Consider the following 26,054-nt stretch of genomic DNA (forward strand, 5'->3'; position numbering starts at 1 on the left):
GCATGGATCCTATGGTCTGCGCCGCGTCGCTGCGCTCCTTGCTCCGCCCTAGGATGACGACGGCATAAGCGCTGCGCCTATTCGCGACGGTTTGCGATACCGCATCGAGCCCGGTGATGAATACGGGAATCAAACCTGTTTCTCCAGGAAATCATCCTCATAGGGGAAGCGCGACAGAAGCTCGGTGCCGGTCTCGGTGATCAGGATCTCGTCCTCCAGCTTGACGCCCTCGCGGCCGCCTTTCTCACCGATATAGCTTTCGACGCTGACCACCATGCCGGGCACGATGATGCCGTCGCGGCCGTAGGTCTCGTAGTCCATGGCATGCGCGATGAACGGCGTCTCGCCATGCATGCCGACGCCGTGCATGACCGACGTATAGCGCTGGTCGACGAAGCGTTCGGGGATCTTCCACGCCTTTTCGGCGATCTCGCGAAAAGCCATGCCGGGCTTCACGATCGAAATGTTGTGCTGAACCTGGTCATGCGCCATGCGGTAGAGCGATTTCTGATAGTCGGTCGGCCTGCCCGGCCCGCAGCGGAAGGTGCGCGAGAAGTCGGAATAATAGCCGTAGCAGCCGATCGTGTCGGTATCGAGCGCCAAAAGTTCGCCCGGCCTGATCTTGCGGCCGCTCGCCTCGTTGAACCACGGGTTGGTGCGCTGGCCCGAGGTCAGCAGGCGGGTTTCGATGAACTCGCCGCCTTGCCGGATCACCTCGCCATACATGATGGCGAACAGATCGTTTTCGGAAACACCGGGCTTGATCGCCTCGCGCACCGCGGAGACGGCGGCTTCGGCGCCGGCCATCGATACCTGCAGGCATTTCACTTCCTCCGACGTCTTCACCGCGCGCACGGCAAGAATCTCGCCCTGGCAATCCCTGACCTCGCAGCCGCGCTTTTCCAGCGCCAGCGCCTGCAGATGACTGCAGCGGTCGAGGCCGAGCTTCATCGAGCCGCCGCCGTGCTTCTTCAGGAGTTCGGCGATCTCGTCGGCGAACGGGCCCGCGGTCTCATCGTCGCGGCCTGAAACCGAGGACCACACGAGCTTCGACGGCCGCGCCTCGTCGATCGTGTCGAGCACCATCGAGACATGGTAGCTCTGCGGATATTCGAACAGCACGATCGGCCCTTCGGTCGGGATGAAGAAGTAGCGCGTCGAGTTGCGCAGGAAATAGCCGAACATGTTGCGCGAGCCGGTGGCATAGCGCTGGTTGTAGGGGTCGAACAGAACGACGCCACCATAGCCGGCCTCGCGCATCCAGCCGCGCAGTTTTGCCAGCCGGCCTTTGCGCAAAGCATCGGCGTCGATGAAGGACGGCTCGGTGTCCGACAGCCACATGCCGCCGGCCGGGTCGGCCGCCGCCGGGTGGCGCATGCGGTCTTTGAAGTCCACGTCTTCGGTGCTGTCGGGGTCGAATACGACGATGCTCATGGGTGTCTCCTGAAGGCTTGAACATAGCCGCGCGTTGAATCGAGCTTGTGCGGAATCCCGCAAATGTCGTGCCGGATGCCGCACCCTAATGCCGTCGCACGGCCTTCGGCGCATGCCCATGCTCCTCGCGAAATGCTCTTGCAAAGCTCGACATCGAAGCAAAACCGCAGGCTAAAGCCACGTCGCGCACCATCAGCGTCGAATGCGCGAGCAGGTCGGCGGCGCGCTTTAGCCGCAGGCGCCGATAATAGCCATTGGGCGAGATGCTGAGCTCGGTGCGAAAATTGCGCTCGAGCTTGTCCGGCGAAACGCCGAGCCTTGTCGCCAATTCTGCCATGCCGAGCCGCTCCTCCACCGCATCCTCCATGATGGCGATGGCCGACAGCACCAGCTCGTTCTGCACGCCGGTGCGCAGGCGCAGCGGCATCAGCTTGCGGTCGACGCTGGAGCGCAGCGGGCTGTGCACGAACCATTCGGCGACGCCGGCCGCAAGCTCGGCGCCATAGTCGCGGGTGATGATCTCCAGCATCATGTCGAGGCTGCCGACGCCGCCGGCCGACGTAAAACGCTTGCGGTCGATGACGTAGAGATCGCGTCTCAGCTCGATGTCCGGAAACGCCTCGGTGAAGGCCGCCTGGCTCGTCCAGTGCAAGGTGCAGGCATGGCCGTCGAGCAGGCCCGCTCTGGCCAGGAAGAAGGCAGCATCGGCCACCGCGCCGATATGAGCGCCGCCGCGCAGGCTCTTGCGCATCCAGCTCACCGCCTCGTCGGCGACGAGATGGTCGGCATCGCCGCCGGAGCAGACGACGATGCGGTCGACTTTGGGCGCATCACCGGCAAAAAAGCCCGGCTGGATGACGACGCCGTTCGAGGCCTCGACCGGCCCCTTGCCGGCGCCGACGATCACCCAGCGATAGCATTCGCGCTTGGCCAGCACATTGGCGGCGCGCAGCGGCTCGATTAGCGAGCTGAACGCCATCATCGGAAAGCCAGGGAAGACAAGCACGGCGAAGGTGAGGGGGTCTTCGGCCGCAACCGGCTGCGCGCGCTCACGTTTTCGGTTGGCGAGGGTGGCACTCACGATTGTGTATTTCCCAGCCGCAACATTGGTGGCAGACAGGGAACTGTAGCGGGCATTTCGGGACGCTGGCAACGGAGACACGACACCATGTTTGCGGCAAAGGCCATCGAGAGCACGGAAAAGGCCGCGTTCTACCGCGATCTCGCCACCCAGCTGAAGGCGCTGCTGGAGGGCGAGCGCGACTCGATCGCCAATGCTGCCAACACCGCCGCGCTGATCTTCCAGATGGTGCCCGATCTCAATTGGGCCGGCTTCTATTTCCTGGCGTCCGACGAGGAACTGGTGCTCGGGCCGTTCCAGGGCAAGCCGGCCTGCGTGCGTATCGCTGTCGGCAAAGGCGTGTGCGGCACCGCCGTCGATTTGGGCATGTCGATGCTGGTCAAGGATGTGCACGACTTTCCCGGCCATATCGCCTGCGATGTGGATTCGCGCTCGGAACTGGTCGTGCTGCTCAGGGACAATGACGGCGTCTTTGGCGTGCTCGACCTCGATAGCCCAACACCTGGCCGCTTCGACAAGGAGGATCAGGCCGGCATCGAGAAGCTCGCTTCGATCTATGTCTCCGCGAATTCCTTTGAGGATTAGACGAGCTTCACCAGCATCAGGCTGAAGCCGCCGACAAACAGGAAGGCGAAGAAGGCCAGAGCCAGCGGGCGCAGGCCGCGCGAGCGAAGCTGCGAGATGTCGGCCTGGAGCCCCATGGCGGCGAGACCCATGGTCAGCATGATCTGGGTGGCCAAAGCGATCGCCGAATGGATTTCGGCAGGCATGGCGACCAGGCTGTTCAGCGCCACCACCGCTATGAACGCCACGACGAACCACGGCATGGGGGCTTTCGCCGCCGACGGATCGGTGCTGCCGCGGCGCGCCATCAGGCCGAGCGCGAGCACCATCGGCGCCAGCATGGCGACGCGCGTCAGCTTGGCGACGGTTGCGGTTTCGCCGGCCTGCGTGCCGTTCTGGAAGCCAGCGCCGATCACTTGCGCCACCTCATGGATCGACGCACCCGCCCACAGGCCGAACGCGTGCTGGTCGAGGCCGAACACTGGTGCCAGCAGCGGAAAGCCGAGCATGGCGATGGTGCCGAACAGCGTGATCGCGGCAACGGCGTAGGTGACGTCCTCGTCGCGCGCGTCCGTCACGATGTTGGTGGCGACGATGGCCGAGGCGCCGCAGATCGAGGTGCCGGCCGCGATCAATTGCGCCAGCTTGCGGTCGACACCGAGCAGCCGGCCAAGGGTCACCGTGAAGACGAAGGTGGCGCCAAGCGTGGCCGCGACAATGCCGACGCCGCCGGCGCCGATCGCCGCCACCTGGCCGAGCGTCAGCTGGAAGCCGAGCAGCACGATGGCGAAGCGCAGCAGCCGGCGCTGCGAGAAGGCGATGCCGGCCTTGGCATGCGCCGGCGTGCCCAGCACGTTGGAATAGATCATGCCGGCGACCACGGCGAGGATCATCGGGCTGAACAGCGCAAAGCCGGAAACGTTGCGGGCCGAGTAGGCGACGCTGGTGATCATCGCCACCAGGACGATGCCGGGCACCGCGCCGGCCCAATTGACTGCCGCCGCGCCTGTACGCGTTTCGACGGCGGCTCCGTTTGGAAGATCGTTCGCGGTGGTCGACAGGAAAGACAAGGAAATTCTCCATGCACGTTCTCCAAGGGAATGCCATTCCGCTACCGATCTTTCCAACGAATTATTCGTATCACAATGATCGATTTTTCAGAACGATTGCGAGACGGTCGAATCGGCCTGCGCAGATAGAGCCGTGCAACCGCCTCTATCCGCGCCGGCGGGCGGCTTGACGCTTCGCCGTTTCTGCTCCAGCTTGCCGCCATGTTCGCCATTCCCGCAAACTCGAAGCGATGCCGCCGTTCTCACGAGCGGCAAGCTGATTGCGCGAAGATAAAGGCCGGCTAGTCGACGATCCGGTCTGTTCGTCCCCAGCCCCGCCCATCCAAAACGGATCGGCGGGTTTTTTTGCATTTGGAGCACTTGAATGACATTTGATCCTACCATCCAATTTCGGCCGGCCGAGCCGGCGGATGCCGCCGCCATCAGGGACATCGTGCGCGCCGCCTATGCCAGATGGGTGCCGGTGATCGGTCGTGAGCCCTTGCCGATGCGGGCCGACTACGACAAGGCCGTCCGCGAGCATCAGTTCGACCTTGCCGTCGAGAAGGACGAGATCGTCGGCCTGATCGAAACCATGCGGCATGACGATCATATCTGGATCGAGAATGTCGCGGTCGCGCCGCAGGCGCAGGGCAGGGGCATTGGCCGGCTGCTGCTCGACAGCGCCGAGCACAAGGCCGTCGAAGCCGGTTGCGCCGAACTCCGCCTGCTGACCAATGGCGCGTTCGAAGCCAACGTGTTGCTCTATCGCAAGCACGGCTATACCGTGGACCGGGAAGAGGAATTCATGAACGGGATGACCGTCTATATGAGCAAACGATTGGCAGGGTGATGCAGGCGGCCGGAAATGCCGGACCGTTGCCGCTCTTCGGCCCCAGCGCTTCCTAGAACCACTCAAGGCACTCGCCGCGCACACCTGCCTAGCCGCCGTTGGCTCCCGACCGGCACAAAATCATCGCTGTCCATTTCCAGCATCCGCCCTTATAGCCCGAGCAAGGCATGCTGCCCCCCATCCCGCATTGCACAATTCCCTCGCATCGGCAAAATACCGGCATGGTCCGCTCCTCACTCGCCGTTCTGGTGATCGACGAAAACCGCATCCGTGCCTCGATCATCGAGGCGGGCTTGCGCGAGGCCGGGCACGAGCGGGTCACTGTCATCCATGATGTCACCGGCATTGCGCGGCGCATCGCCGAGATCGAGCCCGATGTCATCGTCATCGATCTCGAAAACCCCAACCGCGACATGCTGGAGAACATGTTCCAGCTGTCGCGCGCGGTGAAGCGGCCGATCGCCATGTTTGTCGACCGCTCCGACCAGGCCTCGATCGAGGCGGCGGTCGATGCCGGTGTGTCGGCCTATGTCGTCGATGGTTTGAGGCAGGAGCGCGTCAAGCCGATCCTCGACATGGCGGTCAGCCGCTTCAACGCCTTCTCGCGCATGGCGCGCGAGCTGGAGGAGGCGCGTAGCGAGCTGGAGAGCCGCAAGGTCATCGACCGCGCCAAGGGCATTTTGATGAAGTCGCGGGGCTTGAGCGAGGAGGCGGCCTACACGCTGCTGCGCAAGACGGCGATGAACCAGAACCGCAAGATCAGCGACATCGCCCAGAGCCTGGTGACCGCCGCCGGACTGCTCGGGCCGTCGGAGGACGAATAGGCATGGCCGCGACATATCAGATCACCGCCGGCTTCATGCCGCTCTTCGACAGCGCCGTGCTGGTCGCGGCCGGCGAGATGGGTTTTGCCGCGCGCGAGGGAATCGAGCTCACCCTCCACCGCGAGACCTCCTGGGCCAACATCCGCGACCGCATCGCCATCGGCCATTTCCATCTCGCACATATGCTGGGGCCGATGCCACTTGCCTGCAATCTCGGCCTGACGCCGCTCGCTTCCGAGACCATCGTGCCGTTCTCGCTGGGTTTGGGCGGCAACTGCGTTACCGTCTCCAACGCCGTCTGGGCCGGCATGGCGGCGCATGGTGCGGTGCCTGACCTCGATCCGGCGCGCGCCGGTGCAGCGCTGCGCGCGCTGATCCGCGAGCGGGCAGGGGCCGGCCGCGATCCGCTGCGCTTCGCGGTCGTGCATCCGCATTCCGGGCACAATTACGAACTTCGTTACTGGCTCGCCGCCTGCGGTATCGATCCGACCCAAGACATCGAGATCGTCATCGTGCCGCCGCCTTTCATGGCCGACGCGCTGGCCGCCGGCCGTATCGACGGCTATTGCGTCGGCGAACCCTGGAACAGCGCCTCCGTCGCCGCCGGCACCGGCCACATCGTCACCGTCAAGGCGCTGCTGTGGCGCAACAGCCCGGAGAAGGTGGTCGGCGTGCGCAAGGCGTGGGCTGAGGAGAACCCGGATGCGCTGGCGGCCCTGCTGCGCGCGCTGCATCATTCGGCCCGCTGGTGCCAGGACGCGGCGAACCACGCCGAACTGGCCGCGCTGATGGCGCAGCCCGGCTTTCTCGGCCTGCCGCCGGCGGTGCAGATGCCGATCCTGACCGGAAGTCTCAGTCTGGGCGGCGGCGCCGAGCGGTCGATCGACGACTTCTTCGTGCCTTTCGACAAGGCGGCGAATTTCCCCTGGAAGAGCCATGCGCTGTGGTTCTACACGCAGATGGTGCGCTGGGGGCATGTGGCGCATACGCCCCAGAACTTGGCCATCGCCCGCGATTGCTACCGGCCGGACCTCTACCGCTTGGCACTGAAACCGCAGGGCGTGGCGCTTCCCGGTGCCAATGCCAAGGTCGAGGGCGCGCTGAAGGCCGCGACTCCGGTCGGTTCGGCGGGGGCAAGCCTGGTGCTCGGTCCCGATGGTTTCTTCGACGGCCAGATCTTCGATCCCGACGAGATCGACGCCTACATTGCCGGCCAGAAATCGGCCCGCGCTGAAGCCTGATCATTTCCGCGCCATTCTTGTGCATTGCACAAAAATTGTGCGTGCAATTGCGCTAATGAACAATCTTTGGCTTGCTCGCCCTGCGGGCGGGCGCGCCGACCAATGTGGCATATCATTGATATCATTGATGTTTGTCATCCATTCCGAAACTGGCACGGTTCCTGCATTGCAATAAGCAGACTCTTCTCGGGGTCACGGAACAGGCGTCCAATGGCGGGCGCTACAGGCAAAGCTGCCGCTCAGGTCAACACGCGATCCCGGATGGACGGACGCGCGCGGCCTGGCCGGCGGCTTTTTTGTTTTGACCGAACACGCAATCGACGACGCGGATCCCAAGCCGCGCCCAACCGGAGATGACGATGACGAAACGCATCAAGACTGAAGCCCCTCTCGAGGACATGACCCGCCGCAATTTCCTGATGGCAAGTGTTGCCACCGCGGCAACCCTGGCGGCTGCGCGTGCGCTGCTGCCCTCCGGCGCCTATGCGGCGCCGGCCGCTCCGGAAGTGACCGGCGCCAAGCTCGGCTTCATCGCGTTGACCGATGCCGCCCCGCTGATGATCGCCAAGGAAAAGGGCCTGTTCGCCAAGTTCGGCATGCCCGATGTCGAGGTGCTGAAGCAGGCCTCCTGGGGTGCGACGCGCGACAATCTGATGCTCGGCGGCGAGGCCAACGGCATCGACGGCGCCCACATCCTGACGCCGATGCCTTACCTCATGCACACCGGCAAGGTGACGCAGAACAACCAGCCGCTGCCGATGGCGATCGTGGCGCGGCTCAACTACGACTGCCAAGGGATCTCGGTCGCGCAGGAATATGCCGCGACCGGCGTCGGCCTCGACGCCTCCAAGTTGAAGGACGCCTTCGCCGCCAAGAAGGCCGAGGGCAAGGAGGTGAAAGCCGCCATGACCTTCCCGGGCGGCACGCATGACCTGTGGCTGCGCTACTGGCTGGCCGCCGGCGGCATCGACCCCGACAAGGACGTCTCGACCATCGTCGTGCCGCCGCCGCAGATGGTGGCCAACATGAAGGTCGGCAACATGGACGTGTTCTGCGTCGGCGAGCCGTGGAACGAGCAACTCGTCCATCAGGGCGTCGGCTTCACCGCCGCCACCACGGGCGAATTGTGGAAGGGCCATCCCGAAAAGGCACTCGGGCTGCGCGCCGCCTTCATCGAGAAGAACCCGAACGCCACCAAGGCGATCCTGATGGCCGTCATGGAAGCCCAGCAATGGTGCGAGGCCAAGGAGAACAAGGAGGAGATGGCCGCCATCATCGGCAAGCGGCAATGGATGAACGTTCCGACCGCCGACATCATCGGCCGTCTCAAGGGCGACATCAACTACGGCAATGGCCGCGTCGCCAGCGGCACCGACCTCTACATGAAGTTCTGGAAGGACGGCGTGTCCTATCCATTCAAGAGCCACGATGCCTGGTTCCTGGCCGAGAACATCCGCTGGGGCAAGTTCGCGCCGACCACCGACATCAAGGCGCTGGTCGATCAGGTCAACCGCGAGGATTTGTGGCGCGAGGCGGCCAAGGATCTCGGTGTCGCGGCAAGCGACATACCGGCCTCCTCGTCGCGCGGTGTCGAGACCTTCTTCGACGGCAAGACCTTCGATCCGGCCAACCCGTCGGCCTATCTCGACAGCCTGAAGATCAAGGCATCGGCTTAAGCGCAAACGGCGCAAAGCGCCGTTTGTCTGAGGCGCAACGGCGCTTGCGCCGTTGTCGCCAGCACCAACCGAGGCGCAAGCGGCGTCACCGCCGCTTGTCGCCAGATCCGACCACGGAGTTTTGCGAAGACATGTCCATCCAAGCCATCGAGGACACCAAGGTGAAGGCGTTTCCCGCGCCGTCCGAGCCGTCGAAGGTGATTGCTTTCGCCCCCAAGGCGCGGCGTCGCTTCGACCCGCTCGCGATCGTGAGCAAACTGGCCAGCACGCTGCTGCCGCCGGCCGTCGTCATAGTGCTTTTGCTCGTCGTCTGGCAGGTCGCCTGCTCGTCGCCGACGGCCAGCCTGCCGCCGCCGAGCCAGGTGTGGAACGAGGCCTACGACCTGATCGCGCATCCGTTCTTCGACAACGGTCCGCAGGATATCGGGCTCGCCTGGCGGGTGCTGATCTCCCTGCAGCGGGTCGCTATCGGCTTCGGCCTGGCGGCCATCGTCGGTGTGGCGCTCGGTGCGCTGGTCGGCCAGTCGGTCTGGGCGATGCGCGGTCTCGACCCGGTGTTCCAGATCCTGCGCACCGTGCCGCCGCTCGCCTGGCTGCCACTGTCGCTCGCCGCGTTCCGCGATTCCAGCCCGTCGGCGATCTTCGTCATCTTCATCACCTCGATCTGGCCGGTGATCATCAACACCGCCGTCGGCGTCCGCAACATTCCTGAGGACTACCGCAACGTCGCCCGCATCCTCAGGCTCAACCAGATCGAGTTCTTCATCAAGATCATGGTGCCGGCGGCAGCCCCCTACATCTTCACGGGTCTCAGGATCGGCATCGGCCTGTCCTGGCTCGCCATCGTCGCCGCCGAGATGCTGACCGGCGGCGTCGGCATCGGCTTCTTCATCTGGGACGCATGGAACTCGTCGCGGCTGCCCGACATCATCGTCGCGCTCGCCTATATCGGCGTCACCGGCTTCTGCCTCGACCGCCTGGTCGCGGCGGTCGGCGCGTTCGTCACCCGCGGCACAACGGCAAAGTGAGGAGAGGGCGATGACGGCCTATCTGAAACTCGACCATATCGACAAATCCTTTGCCCGCGGCGGCCAGGTCAGCGAGGTGCTGAAGGACATAAGACTGACCATCGACAAGGGCGAATTCGTCTCCATCATCGGCCATTCCGGCTGCGGCAAGTCGACCTTGCTCAACCTGATCGCCGGGCTGACCAAGGTCTCCGCCGGCGCCGTGCTGCTCGAGGACAAGGAGGTCGACAGCCCCGGACCGGAGCGCGCCGTGGTGTTCCAGAACCATAGCCTTTTGCCGTGGCTCACCGTCTACGAGAACATCAACCTGGCGGTGTCGAAGGTGTTCGGTTCGACCAAAACGAGGGCCGAGCGGCATGACTGGATCATGCGCAATCTCGACCTCGTGCAGATGGCGCATGCCAGGGACAAGCGCCCGGCCGAGATTTCCGGTGGCATGAAGCAGCGTGTCGGCATTGCGCGTGCGCTCGCCATGGAACCGAAGATCCTGCTGCTCGACGAACCGTTCGGCGCGCTCGACGCGCTGACCCGCGCACATCTGCAGGACGCGGTGATGGATATCCATTCCAGGCTTGGCTCGACGACGATCATGATCACCCATGATGTCGATGAGGCGGTGCTGCTCTCCGACCGCATCGTCATGATGACCAACGGTCCGGCGGCGACCGTCGGCGAGGTGCTTGCCGTGCCGCTCGCACGACCGCGCCGCCGCGTCGAACTCTCTTCCGACCGCACCTTCCTGCGCTGTCGCGAGGCGGTGTTGAAGTTCCTCTACGAACGCCACCGCTTCGTCGAAGCCGCGGAGTAAGGCCATGACCGAAAAACGCGTCATCAAAGGCAAAGGGCAACCTGCATCGGCAATGGGCAATCTACCGCATTGCACAAATATTATGCTGCTGTGCAAGCATTCTGACTAATCTTTGATCCGCTGCCGGGCTTGGTCAAAAGTCGCGCGGCTGCGGTTTCACTTTGATTTTATTGGATAATATAGAGCGCTGTCGAATTGGCACGCTTCCTGCTTTTAAGAATACAGGTCCGCACGGGCCAAGAGACACAGCGTCCAATGGCGGGCGCCACAGGCAAAGCTGCCGCTCAGGTCAACACGCGATCCCGGATGGACGGACGCGCGCGGCCTGGCCGGCAGCTTTTTTGTTTTGACCGATCACCCAATCGACGGCGCTGGTCCCAAGCGGCGCCCAACCGGAGACGACGATGACGAAACGGATCGGAACTGGCGCGTCCCTCGCGGACTTCACGCGTCGCGATTTTCTGGCCAGCAGCGCGCTGACGGCGGCGCTATTCACCGCCGCGCTCCTCCTCTTTCCCGCAGGCGCCAAGACTGACGGCAGGGGTCCCGAAGTGACCACGCAAAGCTCGGTTTCAACCAGCTCGCCGATGCTGCGCCGCTGACAATTGCGAACGAACAGACAAGGGCGGTGCCTCCCACGCCGCAAACCGGAGCCTGAAATGACCGCAAACCTCCCAGCCGCGCCCAGCCAGGATAGTGCCCCCAGGCAGGCGCTCATGATGTCCACCATCGCCTTTACTGTCTGCTTCGCGGTGTGGACGATCTTTTCAATCATCGGCGTGCGCATAAAGCAGGAGCTTGGGCTGAACGAGACGGAGTTCGGCCTGCTCGTCGGCACGCCGATCCTCACCGGCTCGCTCGTGCGCATGGTGCTCGGCGTCTGGACCGACCGTTTTGGCGGACGGCTGGTCTACACCGCGACCATGCTTGCGGCGGCGGTCGCGACCTTCCTGCTCGCTTTTGCGCACACCTACGGGCAAATGCTGGTCGCCGCGCTCGGCGTCGGGCTCGCCGGTGGCTCCTTCGCCGTCGGCGTCGCCTATGTCTCGCGCTTCTTCCCCGCCGGCAAGCAGGGGACGGCGCTTGGCATTTTCGGTGTCGGCAATGTCGGGGCCGCGGTCACCAAGTTCCTGGCGCCGTTCGTGCTTCTCTCCTGGGGCTGGCAGTCGGTCGCGCTGATCTGGGCGGCGGCACTCGTCGTCATGGCCGTCGCCTTCTGGTTCACTACCAGCGACGATCCGGTCATCCGTGAGCGCCGCGCCGGCAAGGCGGCGCCCGCGAGAAGCTTCGGGCAGGAATTCGCGCCGCTCAAGAACCTGCAGGTCTGGCGCTTCGCCTTCTACTATTTCTTCGCCTTCGGTGCGTTCGTCGCGCTGTCGCTATGGTTGCCGCGCTACCTGATCGGCGTCTACGGCTTCGGGCTGGCGACAGCCGGCATGATCGGCGCTGCCTATTCGATCCCGGCAAGCATCTTCCGCGCCTATGGCGGCGTGCTCTCCGACCGCATAGGCGCCCGCACCGTGCTCTACTGGACCTTCGCCGTGTCGTCCGTCGCCACGCTGATCCTGTCGCTGCCGTCGGCCGACTACGTCGTGCATGGCATCAGCGGGCCGATCGCCTTCCACTTCGCCATCGGGCCGGTCGCCTTCATCGCCGTCGCCTCGATACTCGGCTTCTTCATGAGCCTGGGCAAGGCCGCCGTCTACAAACACATTCCGGCCTATTATCCGGGCAGCGTCGGCGCGGTCGGCGGCGTTGTCGGCATGATCGGCGGGCTCGGCGGCTTTGTCTTGCCGATCGCTTTCGGCGCCCTGAACGATCTCACGGGCGTATGGTCGAGCTGCTTCATGCTGCTCTTCGTCATCGTCGCCACCTGCTTTGCCTGGATGCACGTCTCCATCCGGCGGATGGAGCGCGCGGCATCTGCCGAAACTTCAGCCCTTTCCTACGCGGCTGAGTGACACTGGAGCGGATCAGGAATATGACCGAAAAACTCGTCATCATCGGCAACGGCATGGCCCCCGGGCGCATGCTGGAGCATCTGCTGGAAAAGGCGCCAGACCGCTACCAGGTCACCATCTTCAACGCCGAGCCGCGCGTGAACTACGACCGCATCATGCTGTCGCCGGTTCTGTCGGGCGAAAAGGATTATGAGGAAATCATCATCCATGGCGATGGCTGGTACATCAAGCACGGCATCACCCTCTACAAGGGCCACAAGATCGTCGCCATCGACCGGCAGGCCAAGACCGTCACCTCCGATCACGGCGTGACCGAGCCCTACGACAAGCTGGTCATCGCCACCGGCTCGGTGCCGTTCATCATCCCGGTGCCGGGCCACAATCTGCCGGGTGTGCTGACCTATCGCGACCTGGACGACGTCCGCGCGATGATGCTTGCCGCCCAGTCGCGGGCCAAGGCCGTCGTCATTGGCGGCGGCCTGCTCGGGCTCGAAGCCGCGGCCGGTCTCAACGCGCAAGGCATGGACGTCACCGTGCTGCATGTCATGCCGACGCTGATGGAGCGCCAGCTCGATCCGGCAGCCGGCTACCTGCTGCAGCGCGCGGTGGAAGAGCGCGGCATCAAGGTCATCACCAAGGCCAACACGCAGGCGATCACCGGCAACGGCAAGGTCGAGCAGGTGGAGCTTGCCGACGGCACCGTCATCCCGGCGACGCTGGTGGTGATGGCGGTCGGCATCCGGCCGAACGCGGCGCTGGCCAAGGAAGCCGGCATTGCCGTCAATCGCGGCATCGTCGTCGATGCCGGCATGCGCAGCAACGATCCTGATATCTACGCGCTCGGTGAGTGCGCCGAGGTCAACGGCATGGTCTACGGCCTGGTCGCGCCGCTCTACGAGATGGCGCGCGTTGCCGCCAGCCAGCTCGCCGGCGACGCGGCTGCCGCCTTCGTCCATTCGGACACGCCGACCAAGCTCAAGGTCACCGGCATCGAGCTGTTCTCGCTAGGCGACTTCGCCGATGGCGACGACCGCCAGGAGATCGTGCTGCGCGATGCTTCGGCCGGTGTCTACAAGCGCCTGGTGCTCAAGGACGACCGCATCATCGGCACGGTGCTCTACGGCGAGACGGCCGACGGCGCCTGGTTCAACGACCTCAAGAAGAAGCAGACCGATATTTCGGAGATGCGCGACACCCTTATCTTCGGCCAGTCATACCAGGGGGGTGCCCCGCTGGACCCTATGGCGGCCGTTGCAGCCTTGCCGGATGATGCGGAAATCTGCGGCTGCAACGGCGTTTGCAAGGGAAAGATCACCGGCGCGATCACGGCCAAGGGCCTGACCTCGCTCGACGACGTGCGCGCCCACACCAAGGCCTCGGCCTCCTGCGGCTCCTGCACCGGGCTGGTCGAGAAGCTGATGGTGCTGACCATCGGCGACAAGTACAACCCGGCCGCCGTCCAGCCCATGTGCGGCTGCACCACGCTTGGCCATGACGAGGTTCGCCGGCTGATCAAGGCCAAGAGCCTGAAGACCATTCCCGCCGTCATGCAGGAACTGGAATGGAAGACCTCCTGCGGCTGCGCCAAATGCCGGCCGGCGCTCAACTACTACCTCGTCTGCGACTGGCCGAACGACTATGCCGACGACTACCAGTCGCGCTTCATTAACGAGCGTGTCCACGCCAACATCCAGAAGGACGGCACCTATTCCGTGGTGCCTCGCATGTGGGGCGGCGTGACCAGCGCATCCGAACTGCGCGCCATCGCCGATGTCGTCGACAAGTTCGAGATCCCGATGGTCAAGGTCACCGGCGGCCAGCGCATCGATATGCTGGGCATCCGCAAAGAAGACCTGCCGGCGGTGTGGGCCGATCTTGGCCAAGCCGGTTTCGTCTCCGGCCACGCCTATGCCAAGGGTCTGCGCACGGTGAAGACCTGCGTCGGTTCCGACTGGTGCCGCTTCGGCACGCAGGATTCGACGGGTCTCGGCATCCGCATCGAAAAGTTCATGTGGGGCTCGTGGACGCCGGCCAAGGTCAAGATGGCGGTGTCGGGCTGTCCGAGGAATTGCGCCGAAGCCACTTGCAAGGACGTCGGCGTCATCTGCGTCGACAGTGGCTACGAGATCCACTTCGCCGGGGCCGCCGGCCTCGACATCAAGGGCACCGAAGTGCTCGGCCTGGTCAGGACCGAAGACGAGGCGCTGGAGCATATCGTGGCGCTGACCCAGATGTACCGCGAGCAGGGCCGCTATCTCGAGCGCATCTACAAATGGGCCAAGCGCGTCGGCATTCCCGAGATCAAGCGCCAGATCATGGACGATGCCGAGAAGCGCAAGGCCTACCACGAGCGCTTCGTCTTCAGCCAGAAATTTGCCCAGGTCGACCCATGGTCGGAGCGCGTCTCCGGCAAGGACAAGCACGAATTCCGGCCGATGGCATCGGTCGGGTTCGCAGAGGCGGCGGAGTGAGCATGATGAACTGGATCGCTATCGGCACGCTCTCCGATATCCCCCGCCGCGGCGCGCGCTGCGTCGCCACGCCCGAGGGCAAGATCGCCGTCTTCCGCACCGCGGACGACCAGGTCTATGCCATTGACGACCATTGCCCGCACAAGGGCGGGCCGCTCAGCCAGGGCATCGTCCATGGCGCGGCCGTGACCTGTCCGCTGCACAACTGGGTGATCTCGCTGGAGACGGGCAAGGCGCTCGGCGCCGATGAGGGCGTGGTGCGCACCATCCAGGTGAAAATCGACGGCGAGCGTCTGTTCATCGCGCTGGAAGCGCTGGCCAGCCGCGCGGCCTGAAACATGGAGATCGACGCAGCGCGCGAGGTGAGGACCACCTGCCCCTATTGCGGGGTGGGTTGCGGCGTGCTGGCCAAGATCGCCGCGGACGGGCAAGTGTCGGTCCGCGGCGATCCTGACCATCCGGCGAATTTCGGCCGGCTCTGTTCCAAGGGCTCGGCCTTGGCCGAGACCATCGACCTCGACGGCAGGCTGCTTCATCCCGAAGTTTACGGCCGCCGCGCCGGCTGGGACGAGGCGCTCGACCGCGTCGCCTCGACCTTTTCGCAAACCATCGCCGAGCACGGCCCGGATTCGGTCGCCTTCTATGTCTCGGGACAGTTGCTGACCGAGGATTATTACGTCGCCAACAAGCTGATGAAGGGTTTTGTTGGCTCGGCCAATATCGATACCAATTCGCGTCTCTGCATGGCCTCGTCGGTCGCCGGCCACCGCCGCGCCTTCGGCTCCGACACGGTGCCGGGAACCTACGAGGATCTTGAGCTTGCCGATTTGATCGTGCTGGTCGGCTCCAATCTCGCCTGGTGCCATCCCGTGCTCTACCAGCGCATCGCGGCGGCGCGCGAAAAGCGGCCGGAGATGAAGATCGTGCTGATCGATCCGCGCCGCACCATGACGGCAGACATCGCCGACCTGCATCTGGCGATCGCGCCGGACGGCGACGTTGCCTTGTTCACCGGGCTGCTCGCCTATCTCGGCCAGCACAATGCGCTGGACCGCGCCTATATCGCCGAGCACACGACCGGCTTCGGCCAAGCCCTTTTCGCCGCCTCGAAGCTCGACCTTGCCGGCATCGCAGAAGCCACGAGCCTCAGCGAGGACGAGCTTGGCCGCTTCTACGGCCTGTTTGCCCGGACGGAGAAAACCGTCACCGTCTACAGCCAGGGCGTGAACCAGTCGTCCTCGGGCACCGACAAGGTCAACGCCATCATCAACTGCCATCTCGCCACCGGCCGGATCGGCAAGCCTGGGGCAGGGCCGTTTTCGGTGACCGGCCAGCCCAACGCCATGGGCGGCCGCGAGGTCGGCGGCATGGCCAACATGCTCGTCGCCCATATGGAAATCGAAAACCCAGCGCATCGAGCCCGCGTGCGTCGCTTCTGGAATGCGCCTTCTATGGCTGACAAGCCCGGCCTGAAAGCGGTCGACATGTTCAAGGCCGTGGGCGACGGCCGCATCAAGGCGCTGTGGATCATGGCCACCAACCCGGTCGATTCCATGCCGGATGCCGACGCCGTCGAGGCGGCGATCAAGGCCTGTCCCTTCGTCGTGGTCTCGGACGTGCTGGCCAGCACCGACACCGTCCGCCACGCCCATGTCCGGCTGCCGGCAACCGCCTGGGGCGAGAAGGACGGCACCGTCACCAATTCCGAGCGCCGCATCTCGCGCCAGCGGGCGTTTTTGCCCACGCCAGGCGAGGCGAGGCCGGACTGGTGGATCATAGCCGAGGTGGGGAAGCGGATGGGTTTTGGCGAGGCGTTTTCAGATGCCTCGCCGGCGGAGATCTTCGCCGAGCACGCCGCGCTGTCGGCGTATGAGAATGATGGCGCGCGGGATTTCGACATCGGGGCTTATGCCGGTGTCGATGTAGAAGACTACGACGGGCTGGCTCCCTTCCAGTGGCCAGCGCCGAGCCAAAGCCCCCCAACCACCACCCGCTTCTTCGCCAACGGCAACTTCTACACGCCCGACGGCAAGGCGCGCTTCATCCCCATCCGTCCAGCTACGGATACCCGCACCGACGAAAAATTCCCGCTGATCCTCAACACCGGCCGCGTCCGCGACCACTGGCACACCATGACGCGCACCGGAAAGAGTCCGCGCCTGTCACAGCACATCGCCGAGCCGTTCGTCGAGATCCACCCGGCCGATGCGCAACGCTTTGGCATCGGCGACGCCGACATCGTGCGCATCTCCAGCCCGCGCGGCGAGGTTCTAGTGCGAGCCTTGGTGACACTACGCCAGCGCCAGGGCAGCCTGTTTGCCCCGATGCACTGGACCGACCAGTTCGCGGCAAAGGGCCGGCTCGATGCACTGACGGCGTCGCTCACCGATCCTGTTTCCGGCCAGCCGGCTTTGAAACATGTCGCAGTGCGCATCGAGAAATTTGCCGCAAAAGCCTTCGGTTTCGCCGTGACGCGAGAACGCCCGGCGTCGGTTACGGCAACTTACTGGGCCGTGGCCAAATGCCGGGGTGGCTGGCGGGTCGAGCTGGCCTTTGCCGACGACAACACCGATTGGGCAGGCTTCGCCGCATCATTGTTCGGCGCACCGCCGACATCTGACACGCTCGCCTATCACGACCGCGACGCCGGCCAGCATCGCATCGCCGCCTTCGACGCCGAGCGCCTTCAAGGCGCGCTGTTCGTCGCGCCCGGCCCGGTCGCCGTGTCGCGCGGCTGGGCGGCCGAACAGCTCGAGGAAACCCATGCCGGCCAGCGCGAGCGCTTCCGCATCGTCGCCGGCCGCGCCGGTGCCGAGCGGCCCGATGCCGGCGCCACCGTCTGCTCCTGCTTCAGCATCGGCGCCAACCAGATCGCTGCGGCAGTGGCGGCCGGATGCACGACCGTCGCTTCCATCGGTGAGACGCTGAAGGCCGGCACCAATTGCGGCTCCTGCCGCGCAGAAATCCGGGTGATCATCGAGGCGAGGCGGGTACAGGCGGCGGAGTGAAGGGGACGAAGAGCGGGCTCCTTAGCCTTCGTGACGCGTCGCCCTTTGAAGGCTGGCTGGCATGGCGATGAAGCTACTGCGATCGCCCAGGCTGCCAAACTGTCGAACTGTCGCCCAGCGGCAAATTGGCGCTTCGCCCCGCGTCTGGCCCGCGGCCTGCCTCGATGACCCCGACCATTGCGCGCGTAAATTCAACCACGCTGTTTGCCGTGACGGCGGCCTTGTCTGGACTTTGCCCAATCTGTTCGGCGGCTCCGCAACATGACAGGCGGATGAGATCGTAGTGCAGATCTCTCTCATCGTCCGGCAACGCCGCCAAAGTCAGGGCGCGGCAGTGAATCATCCGCAGCAACTGTGCCAATGCTGTTTCGACACTCATGCGTTTTGCTCCGCATCGGTCGAACGTCCCGGCCCAGAGGGCGCTGGAACGTCGATCGGAGGTTGGTTCCTGCCCCCAATGCCGAAAGGCTGCATCACAGCCGTTAACATATCGTTGATTGCTAATATATTCACCGGCTTGGGCGGCTTGCTTGCCGCAGCGGCCGTCGCCGGGCGAAATCCGGGCGACAACGAACCGTGCGAAACGGCGACTTACGCTGCAAGCGCTCCCTTGTAGCCGCAGTCAGCAACGATGGTGCGTGAAACCAAAAGCTAACTGAAAAACAATCATTCGATGGAAAGATAGCTGTTCTGCCGACAGTATCGGCGAGCCGGCAAGAGTTGGTACTGACCATAAAATGGAAAGGACTGCGTTGTGTCGATGCTCAAGGGAAGATTCTTCGCCTTTCGCCGCAGCCTGATCCTGCTGGTTGTTTCCGCGATCGGCGTGTTGCCGGCAGTCGCCCTGGAGCCCGCCAAATATCCGGAGCCGCCCGACACCATCGCCTTTAAGGTTGAGAAGAACGGGGAATCGATCCCGGTCACATTGCGGCAGCTGGAAAAGCTCGATCTTTACAGCGTTTCCACGCCAAGTCCTTTCGAAAAGGGGCAGCTTAAGTTTCAGGGTGTTTTGTTCCGGGATGTGCTCAAGCTGATCGGATTGGACGGCGAGGGATCCGTCGTGCTGCGGGCGCAGGACGACTATGTGCAGACAATCCCGAAGGAAGACTGGACCGAAGGTCCTCTTCTTCTTGCCACTCGCCAGGACGGCCAGCTGCTGACAAGGCGCACGCAAGGTCCCACGCGGCTGATCTACCCTCTCGAAGACCATCCGGCGTTTGATACGCCGGTTCGCAAACCGCGATGGATCTGGTTGATAAAGACGATCGCGCCAGGCAATTGAACCCCAGCGTGACGTCCAGCTATGTGGTTTAGAAGCACAGCCTGGCGGGTTCCTGCAACCTACGCGGCCGCGGCAGCGTCGGCAGCCATCTGCTCAGCCATCCTGATCGCAGTGCTCTTCACGAGCATCAGCAGGATAGAGTCCGCGATGCCGCGTTTCGGCTTCTTCGCCATTCGTGAGTTCCACATTGCTATACGCGACGTGACGCACCTGCGGGACATGATTTCGCTTGCCCAGGCGGCTCCCAAATCACCGGAAAGCCTCGAGAAACTGTCGACCGCGAACGACCTGATCTACATCCGTTTCGAGCGCATCGATGGTGGCGACACCATCAGCGAAATCCCCGCCTATGCTGGTATCGTGCCGCGGGTCAACGACGCGGTGAAGCAGCTTGACGCCGTCATTGCGGCCGGCGTGCCTCTAAACGAAAACAGCCTGAAAGATGTGGCAGGTGAGCTCGACCAGATCGTCGCTCGCATGAACGATGAATACTACAAATACGGGGAGGAAGTTAACGTCGATCTTTATTCGGCGGAGAAGAACCTGAACAGGTTCAACTTCCAGATTGCCTTTGCCTTGACGGTCTTGTCGGCGCTCGCGATAGGAACCGCCGTGTTGCTGATCGGTCGTCGGGAGACGATCAGGAAGCTCGAATTTCTCGCCTGGCAAGATGCGACGACGGAGTTGAAGAACCGCGCCTGGATGTCCGCCAACCGGGACGGGCTACTGGAGCGGGCAAGGCTGGCCGGCAAGCAACTTCGACTGTTTCTGATCGACCTCGACCACTTCAAGAGCGTCAACGACACGTTCGGCCATCACATCGGCGATCTGCTGCTGAAAGCCGTTGCCGAAACCCTGCAGTCGGTCGAACGTCCCGATGAAGTGGCCGCCATCCGTTTGGGAGGCGACGAGTTCGCCGTTATGGCGATCGGGGATGGCCACTCGGCGGATCTGGGACATCGTCTTCGCGAGCAGTTGAACCGCTTTGCCGATCTGGATGGCCACCAGGTGCGCATTGGCGCCAGCATCGGCATGGCGTCCTTCCCGGACCATGGTTCGGATATCTCCACCTTGCTGCGCAACGCAGACAGCGCCCTTTATGTCGCGAAAGCGGAGGGACGTTCCGGGTTCGTGACCTACTCGCCCGCGATCCTCAGCCAGATCGACGTGCAGCTCGGCGAGGAAGCGGCGATCAAGCGGGCGCTCAATGGCGATGAGTATTTCCTGGTCTGGCAACCGCAGTTCGAATTGGCGACCGGGCGCATGATCGGCGCCGAAGCCCTGGTCCGCTGGCGCGACCGCGTTTCGGGAGCGGTGCGCTTGCCTGACTCATTCATTCCGACAGCGGAACGGAGTGACTTGATACTGGAAATCGACAAGATCGTGCTGAGCAAGGCCTGCGCGCAGGCAGCGCATTGGATGTCGATTTCCGCCGACGATTTCGTCTGCGCGGTGAATGCTTCGGGCAAGAGCCTGCAGGAGGATGCTTTCTTCCTTCACCTCGTCGAGGTGCTGCGGCGGACCGGATTGCCGCCGTCGCGCCTGCAGCTGGAAATAACGGAAGGCGTGTTCATCCAGAGCAGGGACGCCTTGGACACTTTGTCGAAAATTCGAGACCTCGGCGTCAGTCTGGCGCTCGACGATTTAGGATCCGGATATTCAAGTTTCGGCTACCTTGCCGACCTCGACCTCAATCGCCTGAAGATAGATCGATCGTTCCTGAACGATCTGGAGTCGTCCGGGAAGAAGCAGGACGTGGTCAGGGGGATCATCGCATTGGCCAATTCACTTGGCCTGGTCGTCATGGCCGAAGGCGTCGAAACAGAAGGGCAGCTGGCTTTCCTGATCGCCGAACGATGCCACGGCGCCCAAGGGTTTTTCATGTCGGAACCCATCGACGTGAAAGTGCTGACAAATCAGCTGATCGCACGGCGAGGCAGCCTCAAAGCCAAGGCCAGGTCCAGGCTAAACCTCTCGGCCTGATCAATCCCGGGCCAACCAAATCGCGGCGGAATGGGTTGATCAACCGTCGAGCCCATCGCGAACTAATGGCCCGCACCGACGGCTGGGATCGCTTTGGCGCGCTTGTCATCGCCCTGCGGCGACTACCCGAGGGCGCGCATCCTTTCGAACTGGCCGGCATCGAGGCCGCGCAGGCAGAAGTACCGCAAGCGGTACTTCCGACCGGCCCCGCCCATGCCGTGCAGCCGGGGGAATAGGCCATGGCCTACGCCGAACGACACTGCGGCATGTTCAACCGGGTCATCCTCGAGGTGCTTAATTAGGCCGAGGCGAGGCGCAAGTTTGCGCACGAAGAACTTTCCGAAGTCCTCACCGCCCTCGCCATAGTCTGCTGAGACGGTGCTTACATCGACATTTGCCGGCGCGTCGCGAAGGTGCCGGAAAGTGAAACGGGAAGTGTCAAACCCACAATAGGTATGCCCCAGCAGATTGAGACGGGCGATCACCTGCACAAGGGGCTTAGATAGCCCTTCCTTGAGCTCGACGATGGGTTTGTACCGAATCTCGCCCTCAATGCCGGGGTCGTCTTCCTCGCCTCCGTAGTAGTAGTAAGGAACATCTGCCACGTCTGTCTCCGCTTGGAACAGGGCGGAATGGTCGGTGAAACCGGTGTTTTTGCCCGAGGCGGCCAATTGCCAATTTAATCATCGAGCCCACAGAACCAGACCTACGAATCCTGGACCGAAAAAGAACCGGTCACTGCCATCCGGCGTCGGTCGACCCCTCGTCAAGCACAAATTGCTGATAATGGTGGCCGGTCGTGAGGCCGGCGATGACAAATCCATATTGGCATGACGACTTCAAACCGCACCTAACGGACAGAGGCGAGGTTCGCCTGCTGGGCGAAGTCACTGATACGGCATCCACGACGATAGAATTCCCGGTCAAGTGCTCGATGGATTGACTGGAACGGTTTTGCTGCGGCCATCTCCGGGCGACGTTTCGAAGGAACGATCAAACGGAGTAACGGCGAATCCCAGGACATATCAATCTGAGCGGATCGTACTTTCATCGGGCGGGACACTGAACTCTTTGTAATATCAGGATATTGCGGGTACTGTTGGAGTTGGCCCCAGGGTCGATTGTCCGCTGACACCCTTGGCTCCTTTGCTTGTGCTTTTAGATACTGCGTCGCCCTAGTTTGTCTCTTGGAGCGGCGCTTCATTTTGCCAGCCGGCTAGCTCTGGCAGGTCGTCAAGCCAACTTTTCTCTGTCATCAAGGCATCGCCGGCCTGCGGTACAGCTTGGATGGCGTTTTGAATGAGCCAGTCCACCCACTTCCGATAGGCAACTGGGTTCAACTGGGGCGGCAGGACCTTGGCCTTGGCCAGCATGCGCTTACGGAAACTAACTTGCCTGCGGAGTTTGGTCGTCGTGAACTTGATTGCCTTGCCTTGGTATTCAACCGTCCAGCGCCCATCCCCGTGGCTGGCAAGCCTGTCGATGGCGAAACCGATATCGACCGGTCTATCCCGCCAAGGAAGCTCAACGGCATTCTTCCTCAGATCGATGGCCCATCGCCTGTAGCTGGCCCCGGCACGCTGGGGCGGCAGCACATCAGCCTGTTCGAGTATCTTCCTGCGGAAGGTAGACTGCTTCTTGAGCTGGCCTGTCGTCAGCTCGATGCGATGCCCACGGAATTCGACGTGCCACCGGATCCTCCCGTTACCGAAGTACTTCACCAGCCTGTCGATGAAGAACTCGTCATCGGTAAGCATCACGCATCCCTGCTTGATGCTTTCGAGAATGTACTGGCTATCGGTGGGCATTGCGCGGCCTCGTGCAGGAATCTTTCACGAAGCTTAGCCAGTGGCACGCCCCAGCGGCCACTAATCTTTTCGCTCCGGGAATCTCGCCCGCCTCAAACAGCCCAAAAGTGACGCGCGGGGTGCGGTCTATCTGCAGCGAAGCAAAGTGAAAACGGGGCAAAATTGCCCACTAAGCCATGTTTCTGTTGTGGAATTTTGGCTGGGGAACCTGGATTCGAACCAGGACTAACGGAGTCAGAGTCCGTGGGTCTACCGTTAACCTATTCCCCAGCAGGCGCGGTCGGTAACGACCCGCGCGAAGCGGGCGGCTGTGTGCCGCGAGCGCTGCCTTGTAGCCGCCGCCGGAAAATAGTCAACCCCGCGCTGCGTTTCAATCGCTGCCTTTTGGCGCTCCCGGCTTAGCCATGGGGGCGAAAGCGCCTCAGTTCTCCGTCCGGCTGTATTGCGAGTGCTCGAAGAACAGCACGACACAGAGCGCGATCAGCAGCGGGATGATCAGGTAGAACAGGCGGAACACCAGGAGTGCCGCCAGAACGCCGACCGGGTCCATATGCGACAGGCCCGCGAGGAACACCACCTCGAACACGCCGAGTCCGCCCGGCGCATGCGAGATCTGCGCCACCGAGAACGACACCAGGAAGACGCCGAGGATGACGAAATAGCCTGGGTTGCCGGCGGGCAGCGCAAAGAAGATGATCGCCGCCGCCGCCAAAAGCTCGATCGGGCCGATCAGCAATTGCCGAGCCACGATCGGCAGCGCCGGATAATGCAGTTGGAAGCTGCCGATCTTGAGCGGCTTCAGATGCAGCCAGCTGCCGAAGACATAGGCGCCGACGAGGATCAGCATGGCAAGGCCGGCGGCGATCGCCAGCCCGTGATGCGGGGCGCCGGAAAAACGGTCTATAATCTCGGGTTCGAACACCAGCACGAGGCCGCCCACGAACAGGCTGGACAGCACGAAGGTGATCCAGCAGATGGCGACGAGCACGCCGACATCCTGGCCGGTGAGTTCCCTGGTGCCGTAGGCGCGATAGCGGATCACGGCGCCCGAGAACACCGATCCGCCGATGTTGTGCGACAGCGCGTAGGTGGTGAAGGAGCAGAAGGTGACGAACAGCCACGAGACCTTTTTGCCGATATGCAAAAGCGCGATGTGGTCGTAGCCGGCTAGCGAGGCGTAGGCGATGACGGAACTCAAGGCTGCCAGCAGCCAGCCGCGCGCCGGGATCGCGATGATGCCGGCCCAGACGTCGTCGATCGAGATGCCGCGCAGTTCGTGCCACAAAAGCAGGAGCGAGAAGATGACCGCCGCAATGCCGATGACCGGCCAGAGATAGCGCCTCCAGTTCATGCGTCGCAGCTCATGGTCAGGCTTTGGCCCCGCGTCTCTTTCCCAGTCCGCCCTCGATTTCAGACATGCCTGATTGAAGCCGGCTATTCAACAGCGAAGCGCTGCCGTCACATTGCGCCGCGAAAATTCACCCGCATGCGCTCTTGGTGATCCGGCTCGGCGCTGTTAGTCTGGCGGCAACTTGAAACATTTAAGCGCCTGCTGCGTCCGGCCTCCGGTTCGCGCGGCGCCGGAAGGAACTGAAGTGGAAGACCACGACACCGGCGCTGGTGCGCCGGCAGTGGGCGTGTCCAGGGCTTCGCCGATGCCGCCAGGCCAGGCAAGCCCGCCCGCCGGGCGGCATCACGATCGCCATGCGGGGCCAGGCAGCAGGCATGCTGACGAGGCGGGCGAGGCCCAGCACCAGAAAGGCAAATCAAGAAAACGGCGCAAGCGCCGGCGCGGCCGCAAGGTTTTCGCCCGCGACGACAATCCTGCCGCGAAGGCATCGGCGCCAGCCGCCAGTGCCGCCCCGGTGAGCCGTCCGCCCGAAGCCGCGCCTTCGCCGGTAGCGCCCCGGCCGCAGCACGGCCGGCCGCCGATGCAGGAACTTCCGGTGTTCGCCGCGCTCGATCTCGGCACCAACAATTGCCGCCTGCTGGTCGCTGTGCCGACACGTCACGGCCAGTTCCGGGTCATCGATGCCTTCTCGCGCATCGTCCGGCTGGGCGAGGGGCTCACCGCCAATGGCCGCCTTGGTCAGGCCGCCATGGACCGCGCCGTCGAGGCGCTGAAGGTCTGCGGCGACAAGCTCCGCAACCGCAAGATCAGGAAGGCGAGGCTGATCGCCACTGAAGCTTGCCGCAGCGCCGACAATGGCGTCGAATTCCTCGATCGCGTCGAGCGCGAGGCGGGGCTGAAGCTCGAAATCATCGACCGCCAGACGGAGGCGCGACTGGCGGTGTCGGGCTGCGGTTCGCTGGTCGAGCGCGACACGCAAGGCGTCGTCCTGTTCGATATCGGCGGCGGCTCGTCCGAGATCGCGCTGATCGACCTCACCGGGCATCGTTCGCCGCGGCTCGCCAACCACATCGTCTCCTGGACCTCGCTGCCGGTCGGCGTCGTCTCGCTGGCCGAGCGCTTTGGCGGCCGTACTGTGACGCGCGAGACCTTCGCCGCCATGGTCGAGGATGTCGCGGTGCGGCTGAAGGCCTTCGACGGGCGCGACCGGCTGGCTCATGTGCTCGCCAGTCCGAATTTCCACCTGCTCGGCACCTCCGGCACGGTGACGACGCTGGCCGGCGTCCATCTCGACCTTGAGCGCTACGACCGCCGCCGCGTCGACGGTTTGTGGATGGACCGCGACAGTGTCGACCGCATGGTCGAAAAACTGGTCGGCTGGGATTTCCAGCAACGCGTCGCCAATCCCTGCATCGGCGCCGATCGCGCCGACCTGGTGCTCGCCGGCTGCGCCATACTGGAAGCGATCCGCGCTGTGTGGCCGTCCGAGCGGTTGCGCGTCGCCGACCGCGGCCTGCGCGAAGGCATATTGAGCGAGCTGATGGCCGATGACGGCGTCTGGCGCGGTGATGGGCGGGTCAGAGCATGATCCCGAAAAGTGGCGACCGGTTTTCGGAAAAGATCATGCCCAAA

The 26,054-nt window shown here is 63.6% G+C and carries 23 protein-coding genes and 1 tRNA gene; 15 read left to right on the forward strand and 9 right to left on the reverse strand.

Annotation, left to right across the window (positions count from 1 at the left end; genetic code table 11):
- Nucleotides 1-129: 129 nt before the first annotated feature.
- Nucleotides 130-1,434 carry a M24 family metallopeptidase gene (locus D3227_RS18945; RefSeq protein WP_120015838.1) on the reverse strand — a complete coding sequence of 435 codons (1,305 nt, stop codon included), beginning with the start codon at nucleotides 1,432-1,434 and terminating at the stop codon, nucleotides 130-132.
- 85 nt (nucleotides 1,435-1,519) lie between these two features.
- Nucleotides 1,520-2,416 (reverse strand): GlxA family transcriptional regulator, encoded by an 897-nt coding sequence (locus D3227_RS18950; RefSeq protein WP_245451798.1) that lies wholly within the window; start codon nucleotides 2,414-2,416, stop codon nucleotides 1,520-1,522.
- A 186-nt stretch (nucleotides 2,417-2,602) separates the two neighbouring features.
- Between D3227_RS18950 and D3227_RS18955 the strand changes: the two genes are divergently transcribed.
- Nucleotides 2,603-3,100: a GAF domain-containing protein gene (locus tag D3227_RS18955; RefSeq protein WP_120015842.1), complete on the forward strand. Its 498-nt coding sequence runs from the start codon at nucleotides 2,603-2,605 to the stop codon at nucleotides 3,098-3,100.
- On the opposite strand, the gene D3227_RS18960 is transcribed toward D3227_RS18955, so the two are convergent.
- Nucleotides 3,097-4,149 carry a YeiH family protein gene (locus D3227_RS18960; RefSeq protein ID WP_120015844.1) on the reverse strand — a complete coding sequence of 351 codons (1,053 nt, stop codon included), beginning with the start codon at nucleotides 4,147-4,149 and terminating at the stop codon, nucleotides 3,097-3,099. The two genes, D3227_RS18955 and D3227_RS18960, sit on opposite strands and share 4 nt — an antisense overlap.
- Nucleotides 4,150-4,513: 364 nt before the next feature.
- Here D3227_RS18960 and D3227_RS18965 point away from each other — a divergent pair, with 364 nt between their 5' ends.
- The 3 genes from D3227_RS18965 (at nucleotide 4,514) to D3227_RS18975 (ending at nucleotide 7,046) form a co-directional block, all read left to right on the forward strand.
- The gene (locus tag D3227_RS18965; protein ID WP_120015845.1) at nucleotides 4,514-4,981 is read left to right on the forward strand and encodes a GNAT family N-acetyltransferase; all 468 of its coding nucleotides are present in this window, start codon (nucleotides 4,514-4,516) and stop codon (nucleotides 4,979-4,981) included.
- Between the two features lie 221 nt (nucleotides 4,982-5,202).
- On the forward strand, nucleotides 5,203-5,805 hold the full coding sequence (locus D3227_RS18970) for an ANTAR domain-containing response regulator (RefSeq protein ID WP_120015846.1): 603 nt from the start codon (nucleotides 5,203-5,205) through the stop codon (nucleotides 5,803-5,805).
- A 2-nt stretch (nucleotides 5,806-5,807) separates the two neighbouring features.
- The gene (locus tag D3227_RS18975) at nucleotides 5,808-7,046 is read left to right on the forward strand and encodes a CmpA/NrtA family ABC transporter substrate-binding protein (protein WP_167480752.1); all 1,239 of its coding nucleotides are present in this window, start codon (nucleotides 5,808-5,810) and stop codon (nucleotides 7,044-7,046) included.
- 244 nt (nucleotides 7,047-7,290) lie between these two features.
- On the opposite strand, the gene D3227_RS43770 is transcribed toward D3227_RS18975, so the two are convergent.
- A complete protein-coding gene (locus tag D3227_RS43770) occupies nucleotides 7,291-7,419 on the reverse strand; it encodes a hypothetical protein (RefSeq protein WP_281034918.1) in 129 nt (42 codons plus the stop codon).
- On the opposite strand from D3227_RS43770, the gene D3227_RS18980 reads away from it, so the two are divergent.
- The 8 genes from D3227_RS18980 to D3227_RS19015 all read left to right on the forward strand — a co-directional run bounded on the left by D3227_RS18980 (nucleotide 7,406) and on the right by D3227_RS19015 (nucleotide 17,998).
- Nucleotides 7,406-8,722 carry a CmpA/NrtA family ABC transporter substrate-binding protein gene (locus D3227_RS18980; RefSeq protein WP_120015927.1) on the forward strand — a complete coding sequence of 439 codons (1,317 nt, stop codon included), beginning with the start codon at nucleotides 7,406-7,408 and terminating at the stop codon, nucleotides 8,720-8,722. The two genes, D3227_RS43770 and D3227_RS18980, sit on opposite strands and share 14 nt — an antisense overlap.
- Before the next feature lie 131 nt (nucleotides 8,723-8,853).
- Entirely contained in the window at nucleotides 8,854-9,750 is an 897-nt protein-coding gene (gene ntrB / locus D3227_RS18985; protein ID WP_120015848.1) for a nitrate ABC transporter permease, read from the forward strand.
- Nucleotides 9,751-9,760: 10 nt separating this feature from the next.
- Nucleotides 9,761-10,558, forward strand: coding sequence for an ABC transporter ATP-binding protein (locus tag D3227_RS18990; protein WP_120015849.1), 798 nt, complete (start codon nucleotides 9,761-9,763; stop codon nucleotides 10,556-10,558).
- Between the two features lie 404 nt (nucleotides 10,559-10,962).
- On the forward strand, nucleotides 10,963-11,160 hold the full coding sequence (locus D3227_RS18995) for a hypothetical protein (protein ID WP_120015850.1): 198 nt from the start codon (nucleotides 10,963-10,965) through the stop codon (nucleotides 11,158-11,160).
- A gap of 57 nt (nucleotides 11,161-11,217) precedes the next feature.
- Nucleotides 11,218-12,519 (forward strand): MFS transporter, encoded by a 1,302-nt coding sequence (locus tag D3227_RS19000; RefSeq protein ID WP_120015851.1) that lies wholly within the window; start codon nucleotides 11,218-11,220, stop codon nucleotides 12,517-12,519.
- A gap of 20 nt (nucleotides 12,520-12,539) precedes the next feature.
- Complete coding sequence (gene nirB, locus D3227_RS19005) at nucleotides 12,540-14,990, forward strand: nitrite reductase large subunit NirB (protein ID WP_120015928.1); 2,451 nt, start codon at nucleotides 12,540-12,542, stop codon at nucleotides 14,988-14,990.
- A 5-nt stretch (nucleotides 14,991-14,995) separates the two neighbouring features.
- Entirely contained in the window at nucleotides 14,996-15,325 is a 330-nt protein-coding gene (nirD, locus tag D3227_RS19010; RefSeq protein WP_120015929.1) for a nitrite reductase small subunit NirD, read from the forward strand.
- Nucleotides 15,326-15,328: 3 nt separating this feature from the next.
- Nucleotides 15,329-17,998: a nitrate reductase gene (locus tag D3227_RS19015; RefSeq protein WP_120015852.1), complete on the forward strand. Its 2,670-nt coding sequence runs from the start codon at nucleotides 15,329-15,331 to the stop codon at nucleotides 17,996-17,998.
- Nucleotides 17,999-18,071: 73 nt separating this feature from the next.
- Here D3227_RS19015 and D3227_RS19020 read toward each other — a convergent pair whose 3' ends face one another.
- Nucleotides 18,072-18,377 carry a hypothetical protein gene (locus tag D3227_RS19020; protein ID WP_147377630.1) on the reverse strand — a complete coding sequence of 102 codons (306 nt, stop codon included), beginning with the start codon at nucleotides 18,375-18,377 and terminating at the stop codon, nucleotides 18,072-18,074.
- Between the two features lie 381 nt (nucleotides 18,378-18,758).
- Here D3227_RS19020 and D3227_RS19025 point away from each other — a divergent pair, with 381 nt between their 5' ends.
- Nucleotides 18,759-19,280: a putative pterin-binding protein gene (locus D3227_RS19025; RefSeq protein WP_120015854.1), complete on the forward strand. Its 522-nt coding sequence runs from the start codon at nucleotides 18,759-18,761 to the stop codon at nucleotides 19,278-19,280.
- A 147-nt stretch (nucleotides 19,281-19,427) separates the two neighbouring features.
- The gene (locus D3227_RS19030) at nucleotides 19,428-21,263 is read left to right on the forward strand and encodes a putative bifunctional diguanylate cyclase/phosphodiesterase (RefSeq protein ID WP_167480753.1); all 1,836 of its coding nucleotides are present in this window, start codon (nucleotides 19,428-19,430) and stop codon (nucleotides 21,261-21,263) included.
- Between the two features lie 122 nt (nucleotides 21,264-21,385).
- Here the strand turns inward: D3227_RS19030 and D3227_RS19035 are convergent, their stop codons facing one another.
- From D3227_RS19035 to D3227_RS19050, 4 genes are all read right to left on the reverse strand, one after another.
- On the reverse strand, nucleotides 21,386-21,868 hold the full coding sequence (locus D3227_RS19035; protein WP_147377632.1) for a hypothetical protein: 483 nt from the start codon (nucleotides 21,866-21,868) through the stop codon (nucleotides 21,386-21,388).
- A gap of 570 nt (nucleotides 21,869-22,438) precedes the next feature.
- Nucleotides 22,439-23,071, reverse strand: coding sequence for a hypothetical protein (locus D3227_RS19040; RefSeq protein ID WP_120015857.1), 633 nt, complete (start codon nucleotides 23,069-23,071; stop codon nucleotides 22,439-22,441).
- Between the two features lie 196 nt (nucleotides 23,072-23,267).
- Nucleotides 23,268-23,341, reverse strand: a tRNA-Gln gene (locus tag D3227_RS19045).
- Between the two features lie 151 nt (nucleotides 23,342-23,492).
- Entirely contained in the window at nucleotides 23,493-24,422 is a 930-nt protein-coding gene (locus D3227_RS19050; RefSeq protein ID WP_120015858.1) for a lysylphosphatidylglycerol synthase domain-containing protein, read from the reverse strand.
- 244 nt (nucleotides 24,423-24,666) lie between these two features.
- Between D3227_RS19050 and D3227_RS19055 the strand changes: the two genes are divergently transcribed.
- Nucleotides 24,667-26,010, forward strand: coding sequence for a Ppx/GppA phosphatase family protein (locus D3227_RS19055; RefSeq protein ID WP_120015859.1), 1,344 nt, complete (start codon nucleotides 24,667-24,669; stop codon nucleotides 26,008-26,010).
- Nucleotides 26,011-26,054: the final 44 nt, after the last annotated feature.

Origin of the sequence: Mesorhizobium waimense, assembly GCF_003601975.1 — a bacterium.
In the GTDB taxonomy this organism is placed as follows: domain Bacteria; phylum Pseudomonadota; class Alphaproteobacteria; order Rhizobiales; family Rhizobiaceae; genus Mesorhizobium; species Mesorhizobium waimense.